Here is a 12,815-nt window from a genome sequence, read left to right as displayed (position 1 = left end):
TCCACCCAAGCCAAGCGGCTCATCCGTCCGGTCGGGCTGACAGGATTTGAACCTGCGACCCCTTGACTCCCAGTAAATGGGAGCTAAGCGCTGTGCTCGCCTGCGTCTTTCCAGCTCAGTAACGAGCATAGCACGTCCGGTTTTGAAGTCTAGCCTGAATTGTCACCCGAACGCGCTAGACTCCGATTAGTCAAGAGAAGGAACGCAGGACGGCGCAAGGTTCTCGCTGCCTGGCCAGCGTCAGGATCAGGCTCGAGCGGCTGTCCGGCCTCTCGTCTTCGACTATTGCGGCGTTCGCGTTCGTTGCGCATCGACAGCTGTGCTTGGAGTAGCGAGCGTTGCTCCCGTGAGCCAGCAGAATTCGGACGAGGTCTCTGCCTGCGAGCAGTTCGCGCTCGCCGGGGGACAGCCACCTCGAAGGCCCCACATCGACGAGGCGGACCTCCCAGCGTCGAGAACGAGTTAGTCAATGCTGGTCAGCATGCTGCAACGGATCCAGGCAAGCCAAGCAACGAGTCGGTTTGAACCAGCCGCTGACATGCCTGAATAATGGGATGGGCCCGCCTTTGCAAGGCGAAGACTGGCCAGCCGACAGCCACTCTGGAGAGTTCAAACGCGCAGGCAGGTCCCCGATGAACATCGCCCAGTCGTCACCAATTGGCAGCGCCGCTGCATCCGAGGCTTAGGGCGGCCGCGACGATCGTATCGGGGTCCTGGGTCGTTGCTTTTCCCCGCAGGTGCTTCACGATCCGTTCAAGTTCGTCACAATCCCAGAAGGGCTGTTTGGTGTGCTTCGCCAGGTGGGCGACGAAGGCACCGAATTCCTCAGGAGCTGAATCGAGAAGCTGATCGTCGAGCTTGCGAAGGGTTCCCGAGTGTTCCCGCAGGCCTGCCGGGGTCGAGAGCGCGAGATTGATTCCTTCGGCGACGAACTTGTGGAGGTATATGGTCCAGGCGGCCAGGGCGGACGCCTCCTGTGGGGTTAGCTGCTTCGGGACGCTGGAGATGCGTCCGCTCCAGTAGCCCTTCATCCAGCGCTGCCATTGGTTTTCCGCGGCGTCTGCCGGAAGCTCGTCAAGCAGCCAGGTGATCTGGTCCATCCACTCCGCGCGAAGTTCAGCGTCGGCGTTTGCCGTGAACGTCCGCGAGAACTCGAGTGCATCTGATTCGCTGAGCAGTGAGATCGCCGCGACGTGTGCGCAAAACTGTTGGCGGAGTTCGTCCCGAAGACCGGATGCGTGCTTCGCAGTGCTGAGATACTCCTCGCGGAGGCCAGCGTCGAGGAGTTGGTCGTTCCAGCGGCCCCAAACGAGGAAACCGTCCCAGGCGCGCTGTGCCTGCGCTGGTGTGGACCATGAGAAGAGGGGCAGCAGGTGCTGCTCGCACCATGCCCGGTCTGCGTTGAAAAAGAAGAACAGCTGGCTGGCCAACACTGTTTCAGCCATGGCTGAACGATCGTCGTCACTGGAGAGCATCATCTCCAACTGGTGTCGCGTGTCTTCGTGCAGGCCCGTCCAGTCGTCGCCTGCTTTCCTCCACTCGGTCGAGATCGTCTTGACCCAGAAGAGGCTGATTCGTCCTGCTGGGGTGTTGATCGCCCGGCTCAACCAGTCGGCGATGTCACCGTCTGGTGGACGGGTTTCGATGCCTGGCCACAGCTTCTCGGCGACAGTCTTCGCAGCGGGGTGGCGGTGCCATTCGGTTGAACTCGTTTCGGCCTGGCCGCTGTCGGAGAGCATGCGCGAGACGCTGTCCGCGACGGTCGCCAGATCCAGTGTCGCCAGCAGCTGCAGGATTTCGTTCGCCTGTTCGTCGGAAGCGGAAGCTGCCGACCAGCCCGTGATCACAGCGTCGAGGACCGCGGTGTCCGGGTCGGCGATGTCGCGAAAGATCGTGAAGCCGTCCTCTGGGTGATCGCGAACGGTCTCCCTGATCACCTCTAGCGCTGCCTCCCAGTCCGGCTCGTCGAAGCGGATGCGGCCGTCGTCGAGTAGGCGCAATTCGGCGATGGCGCTGGCAGCGTCTTCGGCGATCCTGGAGTGGAGTTCGTCCACGGTCATCGGTGGCTTCGGGCGGGCGAAGCCGAACGTCATGCTTGAAATCAGGTCGGGGTTCTTGCGTTCGCCGAAGTCCGGGTGCTGCTCGCGAATGGATGCGAGGGCGTCAGCTGCTGAACTCAGATCCGGAGCGTGCCGGACGATCCAGGTCAGTACGTTGAACTGGGCGTACGCGCTGTGGCGGCGGCCATCTTCGCTGCTGTCGTGTTCGGGGCCGGCCAAGATGTCGCGGACGAGGCCGTCTGCTTGCGACTGCTCAGCGTGGCGCAGGGAAAGCGCGATGAGGCGAAACACTTCGTGTCGGAGCTGATGGGCATACACCCAGTTTTTCTCGCGAAGCCACTTGATCTTCTCGGTGTCGTCGATGTCGGTTCTCTGGACGTATCCGTGCAGAGCCAGCCGGTTGAGCATGGGTGCGTCGGCCGCTGCCCACTCGGTCAGTGCCGCGGCACCGAGTGGGTGGCCGGACTCGATCAGCGACTCGAGGCTGTCGCGTGCGGCGTCGACCAAGCTGTCGATGGCGTCACGATGCGCGTCCTGGGCATGAGGTTCGATGGCTGATCGCCCGAAGGAGACAAGGTCGAAGACGTCGCTGGCCGAGGTCGTAGCGGCCAACAGGTGCCAAGCGCGGCGAAGATGCCGGCCGGTGATCGCCAGAACGGATGCGGCGAGGTGGGGCAGGTTGTGCTGGAAAATCCCTTCCCACGCCTCGTCCAACCAGTGCACCGAGCCGCGCAGCTGAATTGTGAAACGCGTTGCATCAGGCGACCCGATTAACGTGTGCGGTCGCGCCAGGGGTTCGGTCAAGCGATCGAACAGCAGCAGCATGACGGTCTCGTCCTGGGGCCACTGCGACTTCGTCAGCGCGTGTTCGAGCCACTCCGAGCTGTCGGCCGGGGTGTCCTCGACCAGTTGGACTACCCAGGGAGTGAGCCACCCGGGGCGCGGTGCCGGGGCCATGTGCAGGACATGGCCGATGACCTGGCACAGGGTCGGCCCAAGCCTTCCGCCCGCCTCGCGCAGCACACCGAATGCGGCGGACGTGAGATCTTCCTGGACGACGAAGTTCTCGGCGAACCAATAGGCCAGTGACCTGGTGACGCTGGTGGGCAGGGCTGTTTCGTCGAAGAGTTTCTGGAACTCCGGTTGGCGAGCGGTCCATTCGAGCCACTCCCGGCCGCGTGCGAGTGTGGTGAAGAGGTCAATCCGGTCCGGGTCTGCGACGACGGACTCGAGGTAGGACTCTTCCTCGGGGATCTTTGACGGTGCCACTGAGACCAGTTCCGCGATCCGCCGCCGGTGATCCAGCAACCCCATCGACGCTTGCGTCGCCCATCCGTCTATAGCGTCTGCCAGGGCTCCATGAGAGTTGTCGACCACGGGGTAACCGACTGGGTGGATTCCCAGCGAACGCCAGCGCGGAGTCTCCGGCTCGTGGGTCAGGACGTAACGGGCAGCGCCGGGTCCCAGTGCTCGTGCAAGGTACCGCATGACGACGTCGCTGTGGCCGTAGCCAACGAACAGCACGGTGTACTGGGCGAACATCCGCTCGAGGAATCGCGCTGCCCACGCGTCCCGCAGGTACGCCTTTCCGAAGTCGCCGTCCGTGACGATGAGCCGGCGAGGTTCCTGTTCCAGATTTCCGTGCAGGTAGACGAGGCCGGTGAAATCATCGCCGACCGGGAGGGCTGGACCGCAGAACTGTTCAAAATCAGCTTTTGCCTCGCGGAGCGCTGAAGAGATGTGCAGGTCGTAGTTGGTCGTGACCACACGAACCTGCCGGGACGCGATCGCTAGAGCGGCGAGCGCCGCGTGCAGACGGTTCGGTGCCGATCCCGGCTTGTTGATGTGCGTGAAAACCCGCTGGTGAACATCGAACTGCTCGTCCGAGAGACGTCCCAAGAAGACATCCAACTGCCGCCAATCATCTTTCGACATCCTCACTTCTGCCTCAGCGGCGATCGTCTCCGTCAGGGCGGAAAAACCCGGAAGGCCTGAAGGCTCATCAATAGATGCACCAGCGCCGACGAAAATCACCAACTTGCCTTCCCTGTGAGAGGTGATGAGTTCACTTGGGAAGTCGACCTTACGAATCCACACCCAGAGCATTCTACTGCCGGTCGCATCTCGATCTCGCGCCAATGGCGCGTGCCGTCTGCGGTCTGGTGACGGGAATATGACAGTTCTGGGCAAGACGACTTGCTGTGTAGTCGCCAGGCGGAGCCGGAGAACTGTTCGGCGCGCGTTCGTCGAGTGTCAGCAGCTTGGCTGACGTGTGGAAAGTGCGTGGTCGTCTGGTGTGGTGGCCACTCAGTCGCGGGCGTCGCTATCTGAGCCGAGTTGGGGACGGCTAGCCGCGCTGCGGGGCAGAGCGGACTGGACGAACATTAGCTGGCTTCCGCGGGGGCTCCCTTGGCGTCCGTAGAGGCAGTGCTGATGATCGCCGCGTGCGGCGCTATGGTGTTCAGAGTGTCGCTCCCGTCACTGCGTGGCGACGTAACGTTGTTGCCTGGGGCGGGACTCTCTCTGGTAGTGGTCCTGCTGCCGCCGAAGCTCGTCTCCGTCGCGACTCCACCGATGCCTGAAGGAGCGAACGCAATGGCTGTGCGCTGCAGCCCCTCCCGCGTGTGATCGTCGGCCGGTTCGGCATCGCCGTTGTCGCGCGACTGCTTCCGCGCTTAAATTGAGCGGATTGCTGCAGGCCAGGTGCTGCGATGCATCAAAGTGCAGCAAAGATGCACTGGTCTGCGATAGGTCGTGCGAATGGCGTTCCCAACGAAGCAATCTCGATCGCTGCGCAGTCGACCGTCCGACGAGGAGGTGGTTCACAGAGATGCTCAAGCCGCCTCTAGGTTGTGATCCGATCGCCGCAGTGTCTTCCTCCTGGCTGTGGCGGGAACTGTCCCGTCACGGTGAAGCCAACGGCTTCACGATTACTGGAAGATCGGTGATGCTCATGCTGGGTGAGCCTGTGGATCCATCGCTGTCCGAAGAGAAACGAGACGGACCTCGTCGCATCGATCACGTCAATGGTGGTCAGGATGACGGCGGACGGCCAGCGGGCTGCTGTAACGGAGCCAGCCAAGCCAAGCAGCGAGCCTGCCTGGTCAGTGGCTGACACACTTAAACGGATCTGTCCCAAACTTTGCCGGGCGGGATCTGTGGCTCGCTTCCATCCGCTCCCCGTTGGCTAGCCGCAGCAGCGTACTTTGGTCGTGTGGCAGAGGAAGACTCCAGCGTGATTAGTACCGCTGCAGGCGAAGTCGTTAGCAACGTCGCCAATGAAGCGGCGAAGACGATGGCGATGTATGCAGGGATGGATCCGATGTCCGCTGCGGCCATCGGTGGTGCCGCAGCCGGAGTGAGCAAGACTGCTGAGGCTGTGTTCGTGCGTTTGATGGCTCGGAGACGCGCACGAGTGGAGGCGGCGCTTCGGGCCGCCGGCCAAGACCCTGAGTTCCTGCTGGTTACCGCCATGGATGACGACAGGAAGCTCGAGTTGTTGGGTCGCGCTTTCGAAGTCGCTCAGCGAACGGTCGACGAGGAACGTGTTCGGTTTTACGGGCGTATCGCAGCCGAAGGCGTGCTGGCTTCGGACGCCGCTGTCGTGGACGAAAAAGACCGGATCTTTTCGGGTGTCGCTGCGCTCGACCCCGTCGAGCTCAAGGTCCTGCTGCTCATGGTCACCGAGCGCGCCTGGCAGAAGCGGGTGGCTTCAGGTCAGAACAAAGTCATCTCTGAGGAAATGCCGGAAGTAGCCAATCTTCTCGACGCGATCTTCGCGCGGCTGGAGAATCTCGGGATGATCGCTGACGAGGGTGAAGGCGGTTTGAGCTGGGGCAGCGAGTGGACGGTTACCGAGTTCGGGCATTTGTGCGTAGACGAGCTGCACCGCCTCGGCGGGTTCGACACAGCGTCGTAGCGTCCGATCCAGGGCATCGGTGACTTGCCCGGAACGGGCACGCAGTCTGGCCGCGAACCGTAGCCCGCCGATGCCAGGGATGCAGACTCTGGCGCGACTGCTGCCTATCGTGACCAGGCGTTCTGCGTATCTCCAACTCAACGTGGAGCTACGGGTCAGAGAGCTCTCGAGGTCGTCGCGAAAGCGCGCGTACGGTCGCCGAGTGAGTAGCTTCGTCGGGACGCTCCAGCCTGCCCTGTGGGCGACGCCGAGAACAACTGGATCTCAGGGCTTCGACATAGCCGTAGGCCAGCTGGCAGGCATCAGGTCTACGGCTGTGCGCGTGTAGCGAAATTTGCCCAGTCCGCGACATGACGATTATGACGTGGGCACCGCGAGGGTCGTCCGATGATCGGAAGCGGCGCGCCAACGTGATGGTTTGATCCAATCGCGAACGAAGGCTGACTGATGCTCGTGTCTCTGCTGCCTGGTGTTGACCGGGACAATGTTGAACGTACTCTGCGCGAACTCAGCATTGAGGCGTACAACCTGCGAGGGGACGCGGCCGGGTATGTAGCCGATCCGACGGAGCGGATAGTCCGCTACGCGCAATGGGCTCACGAGGCTGCGCAACGCTTGCGGGGCCAGGTCTCGCAGGCCGACGTCGACCGTCTCATTCTCACGCGGCCGTACGATCGGTTGCTCACGATGACCGACGTCGGAACCATGGGGATCGCTACCGGCCTGTTCTTCGCCGAGCTGACGGCACGTATTGACGATCTTCAGGTCGCTGCGGACGCTCTAGCCACCGAAATCAAGCGCTGGTCGGCGACCGGACGCCTCGTGGTAGCCGACACTGGGGTCTACCTGCACGGTGCGAAGTTCGAGGATATCGACTTCGCGAAGCTGATCGACGAACGACAAGGTCCGCTGCATCTTGTGATTCCGCTTGCGGTCGTCGATGAACTGGACAACCTGAAGCAATCCAAGGACCGGCTCATCCGGTGGCGTTCTCGTCATACGCTCGCGGAGTTCGACAGGCTCCTGTCTGAGCCCAGCAAGCCGGCTCTCGCCCGCTTGGCGGACTACTCTCCTGCAGAGTCTGAACAGGGAGGCGTCCCCCGTGGTGCGGTCACGATTGAACTGCTCCTGGATCCGCCTCGACATGTTCGCCTTCCGATTACCGACGACGAGATCGTCGATCGAGCCGTTGCGGTGCAGGCACTGGCCAGCCGGGTCGTGACATTGCTGACCTACGACACTGGGATGGCGACCCGAGGCCGTATCGCGGGGCTCGAGGTCACCAAGATCCCGCAACCGCCTGATGAACCCGAACCGGACGGCTCCCGGCCTGCGCCGAAGAAGGGGCGCTACCCCGTAGGGCAGGTCTCACGAAGCCCAAAGAGTTGACGTCTGCGGGGGCGCAAACTCGCTGACCACAGGCTTCTCTGTCAAGGCGCTGTGCGGCCGTTCCGTTCGAAGTCGGGCTCGCCACCGGACCGGTCTTCTGTAGACTAACCGGAGAACTGAATAGCGGCCGTGGCGTGTGGTCTGGGTCCGGCGCGCCGTTCGATTCGGGACGTGGTTGCAGTCTAACCGGAATGCTCGGTATCTCGTTCATTGTGTTCTTGCTGGTCGCTCTTGAGAAGGCCGTCAGAAGGCTCACCAAGCTGGCGAAGAAGGCATGGGAGGAGATGAGGCGTATGAGTTCGTTCCCGCTCTTCGGTTGGCTCGCAGCGTCAGGCGGTTTCCTGACCTGGACCAGATGTCACGACCTATTACCTTGGCGGTAGCTGCCCGTTGAAGGAACGTGTCGTGCCCGGTCGCCCCTCGAGTGCGGGCGCAGTTGTCCACCGTGGGGCAGCCGGTAGCTCATTTGATTCGGACAGAAGACTCGTGGTCACCTGAAGCGCGGCGCTTCTGGATCTGAGGTGCACGTTGTGAACCGCTGAGCCTGCGCCGGTTGCGACAGTGGCGCGCATAGCGAGCGTGCGCCTGCCGACAAACGCCGCAGCGGCAACGGTGCTTCGCGTAGCGAGCGTTGGTCCCATGGGCGGGCAGGATGCGAACACGTTCCGGACCAGCGATGAGTTCGCGCTCGTCAGGAGTAAGCCCCCCGCGAAGTCCCCAAGGGTCGCACTCGGCCAGTGCTTCCTCGAGACATGCCGTTTGGACCGGGCACGACTGGCAGATTCGTCGACAAGCTGCGACGTCGCCGGGTTCCGCGGAGTGCCAGTCAAGATCTGGATGGTTCGCGCATGACGCCCACTCATGCCAGCGCGCCAGGGAGGAAGTCATTGTGAACGCGGGTTGCTGGGGATTCCGCGGCGGCGGGCACGCGAGCTGAGCAGCGCGAGGCGTTGGAAGTGTTCCTTCCTAGCGTGTTCTGCTCGTTTCGTCCGATCGTCGTGGTTGAGTTCGCCGGCTGGGTCGACGAGCTTTTCGAAGCGGTCAAGCGCTGCTTTTCGCGCGGGTGCGGTTCGCCGAGTTCGATCTGGGGTCCGAGCCCACGATGCGTTCGCCGCGATGCGGGCGCGGAGGATCCTCTGCGCCGGTGTCAGTCCTTGTTCGTGAGCGTCGTGATCTTTCATGGGTTCCTCCGGACGAAGCAGACCGGGTGAGGCCGGTGGGCTGCCGTTTCCGCGCACCCAAAGGGCAAGGGGAGCGCCGTGGCTGGCGAGGCCTGTCAGCCGGACGATCGGCCAGTCGTCGTCTTCGGGCGTGACCAGGCGCGCGGTGCCGGAGTCGAGGGCACGCAACTCGTCGTTGATCACTGCATTGGGCCGGACGATCTCGTTGAGGACTGCGGCAGGGGCGGTGCCTTGCCAGATCTGTTCCGTGGCTTCGACTGGCCCCACGGCGGTGACGTAGCAGTGGACGTTGGGTGCCGGTGGTTCTGCGGCGCCGAGCAGGAAGAGGCGGGCGTGCAGTTCGGATCGTGATGGCATGTTCGGTTCCTCCGGAGAAAACGGCGGATAGCGGGTGGTCGGTTCAGCCGCTGATCACAGCTCGCACGTCGGCGGCGGTTCGGAGAGTGCCGCGGGTACTGGATTTGGCGTACGCCAAGGAATCCGGGCTGGTGAACCACAACGTGAGAGTTTCGGCTCCGCGGGCGAATCCGCGACGGTAGCCTCGCACATCGCGGAGTTCGTCAAGCGGAATCGGAGGCAGCGTGCCGTCGAGTGTGCGGTCAGGGCGCGAGATCCAGCCCTGCGCGGCGAGATCGTCGGCGATTCGTGGGCAGTCCATGTCTTCGCTGCGCGCGTGGGCGTATCCGGCGGCGGCCCGTGCCAGAGCCTCAGCGAGGTGGTTCACGCGCTCGGTGACGTAGCGGAGCCCCTTCGGCGGGTACGTGAACTGGGTGTACGAGTCATTGGCGAAGTCGGCGATGTAGATGCGCAAATTCTCGGCATAATCCGCAATCTCTTCAAGGCTGGCGTTACGCGGTGCGGCGAGCCGCTCTGCCGCGGCAGTCCGTACGCGAAGCTGTTCAACCTGGGGGAGATCCGGAGCGATCGGTTCGTCGGCGTGCGGGCTCATCACGGATACTCCTGTCCAGCAAGCCTGCCGGTGCGTGCGGCAGTTTGGGATGCGTCAAGGTGTTGGATAGGGAGGGGAAGTGCGCGGCAGGCAGTCATCGCGGCGGCCGCGTGATCGGGCGGATTCGCAGCGGGTGTTCGCCGCGGTACGAGGCTGCCAGGTGACCGTGGTCGACCACGACGTGATAATCGTTCAGCCACACCGAGAACCATCGTTCGCCCCGAGCACCGCGGCGAGCCGAAGAGCCCGCAGTCACCGGCACACCCGGTACGGGCGTGGTGCGGTAGGTCGCAAGCGTTCCGTTGACCAGCGCTCGACAGGATCCTCGACGACGCGAGAATCACCGCGGTGTTGACTGGTGTCGGGATGCCTCGCATGAGCGCGATCACGGAACGCTGGGTGAAGACGCTGCGCGCGGAACTGCTGGATTGCACGCTGATCTGGAGCCAGACCCACCTCCGGCACGCGCTGCTGCTGCGGCACCTGCCTGGCGCTCCCAGGGTCGTCGCGCTGCACGTCGGCGGCGTGCACACCCCGCAGCTTGCTGGTGGCGTCGATCTCATCCCGGTCGATCACCCGGAGGTTTCCCCGCCTACGCGCCCTGCCCGCCGTCGGGAGTTTGGCCGCGTCTCGCAATGCGTAGCCCGGGTGTCGCCACCGCAGACTGTCGGTGGCGAGCGTTACCGTGATACCGGCTGGCCGTGAACGTGCACGTCGTTGCGTGTTTACGACAACCGGCCTGAGGTGTGTGAATGGGTGACAGATCAGGAGTTGTTCTCGCGTCATTACCTGCGGACGTGGCTGGAGAAGCGGCAGCGCGAGGCGCTGGCAGAGGTGCAGCAGGTCAGTGCTGATGAGATCTTGGCGCGGCCGCACGAGCAGGTCGCCGAGGAGATCATCGACCGCTACTTGGTGCCGGAACCCCGCCTGGATCGGGATGCGATGACTGGTGAGGTCGGCGACCAGCAGGTCGACATCTCCGGCGACCCGACGCGGGTGGTGTCCAACCGGTCCCGGTCGTTCCACGTTCCCGGCAGCAGGATCGTGTTCCGGGTGCCCTACACCGGCTTGACGGACGTGCTTTATATGCAGGCCAGCACGTACTCGTTGGCCCCGCCGCACGCCAGTGTCACCGACGGGTACGTCAGCGTGTCTCGTGACGTCCCGGCCGACGTCCTGGAGCGCGAGCGCGACAGCATCGTTGCCGCGCTGAAAGCCGAGATCACGAAAATCGACACGCACCTCGATTACAGCCGCAGCGACATCGCCGCAGCGAAAGAGCAGCTGCGCGCCAGGGTGGCCAGGGCCGCGCAAGCCCGGCGCATGAAGGTGCTGGCCGACCGCGACACCGAAGCCATCCTCGGGGTTCCGCTGCACCGCGACCAGGAGGCGGTGAAGACCTACCGGGTCCAGCCCGTCTCCCGGCGGAAGGTAAAGCCGACGCGGCAGTCTCGCCCGCATCAGCCGTTCGCTCCAGAGCCCGCCATCACCGCAGACGACTTCGCGCACATCATCGGCGACATCGTCACCACCACGCGCATGTTCGAGCGGCTCGCGCTCACCTACGCCGACCAGCGAGAAGAGCGTCTCCGGGACCAGATCCTGACGACGTTGCACAGCATCTACGGCGCCGCGACCGGGGAGACGTTCAGCAAACGCGGCAAGACCGACATCTACCTGCCCTGGGACGGCGGGGCGGTGTTCCTCGCCGAGTGCAAGTGGTGGTCGGGGCCGAAGAACTTTGCTGGACACGACCTGCCGCAGTTGTTGGACCGCTACGTCACCTGGCGTGACACGCGCGCCGCGATGGTGGTGTTCATCCGCAACAAGAACGCCACCGCCGTCATCGCCGACGCCGAAAACATTGTCCGAGCCCATCCCCGCTACCTGCGTGACGCCGCGGCGCTCGATGGCACGCCGGTGTTCGTGCTGCACAAAGACGGCGACCCCGACCGCGAAATCACTCTTGCGCTCGTCACCGTCGCTGTCCACGACTGAAACACACGGAATGACGGTGGGAAACCCGGTGTCGATGAGTGACCGCATCATGGCCGAAGTTCAGCGGGTCAACAAGCACACGCGGGCGATGCTCGCTGCATACCTCGAGTGGGGCCACAAGATCCGGGTTGGCCAAGTGCAGCAGTGGATGTACAACGAACTGATCGATTTCATCAACTTCCGGATGGAGACCGCCGACACCTGCCTGCAGCTGGTCGACCGGGGCGAGGTCGCCGACGCGCTGGGGCTGTGCGGGCCGCTGCTGGAGAACTACCTGCTGTTCATGCTCATGTGCCGGGGCCGCAAGTACTTCCGGCTACAGGACCGCGCTGATCTCACCGAAAGCCAGTTCAAGGCCTACGTCGCGGAGCAGAAGGAACAACTGGCCTCCGGGCACCAGGCCGGCACCGCCGCGCGTCTCGCCGTCGACAAGTATCCACGCGCGAAGCGGCACCTCATGCACATCTTCGAGGGGCTCAAAGACGAAGACGACGCCGAGTTCGTGATCCCGGTGCACTACTTCCACTTCAGCAACTTCCGTCCCGAGGTGATGCGGCTGTGGCAGGGCGACTATTTCGAGTACGTCGCTGACGAGACCGACACCCAACAGGCACTGCGGGACCACCAACGGGACGCCACCGTCGTCTACAAGCACTACCTGTCATACGACGCGCTGCTGACCTGCCTGGAACTCAACCAACTGGCAGACCACGCCAGCATCGCCCGTATCGAAGCGCACTACACGTTCCTGGGCCAGTTCCTGCACCCCACCAACGATGCTGCCCGCAGCCTGCACGAATCCAGCAACTACCACCACGGCAAACCCGCCATCGGCATGGCCACCCCCTACACGCCGACGGCGCACCTGCTCGCAGCACTGTACGTCTGCCATCTCGTTGCGGGCCTCCTGGACGAGATCGCTCATCTGCATGAGAACGCCCCACAGAAATTCATCGCCGAACCAGGAACCGAGGATCTGCGGCGTCTCACGGTCGACGTGCCGACCAGGTACGGATATTTTTGGTTCCTGTTCAACGACCCGCCGCTCTACGACAAGTTCGTGCACTGCGTCAGCCGCACCACCGACGACGGACTTGCCGCCTACGGCCATTACGCCCACACGCCGAACGACCGCGTCAGGTTCAATCAGCACATCTACGACCAGCTCACGCAAGCCCTCAATGGCTGGAACAATTCCAGAGTCGGAACCTACACGCCACCGATCCCGTAGCTAGTCAAGGGATGTCGCCCGCGGACTGCCGCGTGCGGTGATAATCCTGCCCCGTGATCGACCATGGCAACGGCTAGCCCGAGCCAGG

Annotated in this window: 9 protein-coding genes; 5 read left to right on the top strand and 4 right to left on the bottom strand. The window is 63.5% G+C overall.

Annotated features, from left to right (window positions below):
- Positions 1 to 650 precede the first annotated feature (650 nt).
- The gene (locus ABD156_RS21180) at positions 651 to 4,157 is read right to left on the bottom strand and encodes an SIR2 family protein (RefSeq protein WP_344276124.1); all 3,507 of its coding nucleotides are present in this window, start codon (positions 4,155 to 4,157) and stop codon (positions 651 to 653) included.
- Positions 4,158 to 5,274: 1,117 nt separating this feature from the next.
- On the opposite strand from ABD156_RS21180, the gene ABD156_RS21175 reads away from it, so the two are divergent.
- Entirely contained in the window at positions 5,275 to 5,979 is a 705-nt protein-coding gene (locus ABD156_RS21175; RefSeq protein ID WP_344276121.1) for a hypothetical protein, read from the top strand.
- Between the two features lie 447 nt (positions 5,980 to 6,426).
- Positions 6,427 to 7,368 carry a PIN domain-containing protein gene (locus ABD156_RS21170; protein WP_344276119.1) on the top strand — a complete coding sequence of 314 codons (942 nt, stop codon included), beginning with the start codon at positions 6,427 to 6,429 and terminating at the stop codon, positions 7,366 to 7,368.
- Between the two features lie 462 nt (positions 7,369 to 7,830).
- On the opposite strand, the gene ABD156_RS47830 is transcribed toward ABD156_RS21170, so the two are convergent.
- The 3 genes from ABD156_RS47830 to ABD156_RS21160 form a co-directional block, all read right to left on the bottom strand.
- Complete coding sequence (locus tag ABD156_RS47830; protein ID WP_350539872.1) at positions 7,831 to 8,256, bottom strand: WhiB family transcriptional regulator; 426 nt, start codon at positions 8,254 to 8,256, stop codon at positions 7,831 to 7,833.
- Complete coding sequence (locus tag ABD156_RS21165) at positions 8,253 to 8,816, bottom strand: hypothetical protein (RefSeq protein ID WP_344276116.1); 564 nt, start codon at positions 8,814 to 8,816, stop codon at positions 8,253 to 8,255. Before ABD156_RS21165 ends, ABD156_RS47830 begins: the two co-directional genes overlap by 4 nt.
- A gap of 133 nt (positions 8,817 to 8,949) precedes the next feature.
- Positions 8,950 to 9,498: a hypothetical protein gene (locus ABD156_RS21160; RefSeq protein WP_344276113.1), complete on the bottom strand. Its 549-nt coding sequence runs from the start codon at positions 9,496 to 9,498 to the stop codon at positions 8,950 to 8,952.
- Between the two features lie 375 nt (positions 9,499 to 9,873).
- Here ABD156_RS21160 and ABD156_RS21155 point away from each other — a divergent pair, with 375 nt between their 5' ends.
- From ABD156_RS21155 to ABD156_RS21145, 3 genes are read left to right on the top strand one after another with little or no spacing between them, the layout of a single operon-like run.
- Positions 9,874 to 10,203: a hypothetical protein gene (locus tag ABD156_RS21155; RefSeq protein ID WP_344276110.1), complete on the top strand. Its 330-nt coding sequence runs from the start codon at positions 9,874 to 9,876 to the stop codon at positions 10,201 to 10,203.
- Positions 10,204 to 10,254: 51 nt separating this feature from the next.
- Complete coding sequence (locus ABD156_RS21150; protein WP_344276107.1) at positions 10,255 to 11,496, top strand: hypothetical protein; 1,242 nt, start codon at positions 10,255 to 10,257, stop codon at positions 11,494 to 11,496.
- Between the two features lie 16 nt (positions 11,497 to 11,512).
- On the top strand, positions 11,513 to 12,727 hold the full coding sequence (locus ABD156_RS21145) for a hypothetical protein (protein WP_344276104.1): 1,215 nt from the start codon (positions 11,513 to 11,515) through the stop codon (positions 12,725 to 12,727).
- Positions 12,728 to 12,815: the final 88 nt, after the last annotated feature.

This window comes from Amycolatopsis albidoflavus, from assembly GCF_039525725.1.
Taxonomy (GTDB): Bacteria; Actinomycetota; Actinomycetes; order Mycobacteriales; family Pseudonocardiaceae; genus Amycolatopsis; species Amycolatopsis albidoflava.
Note: the sequence above shows the minus strand (reverse complement) of the source record. Positions and strands in the feature narration are given on the sequence as shown.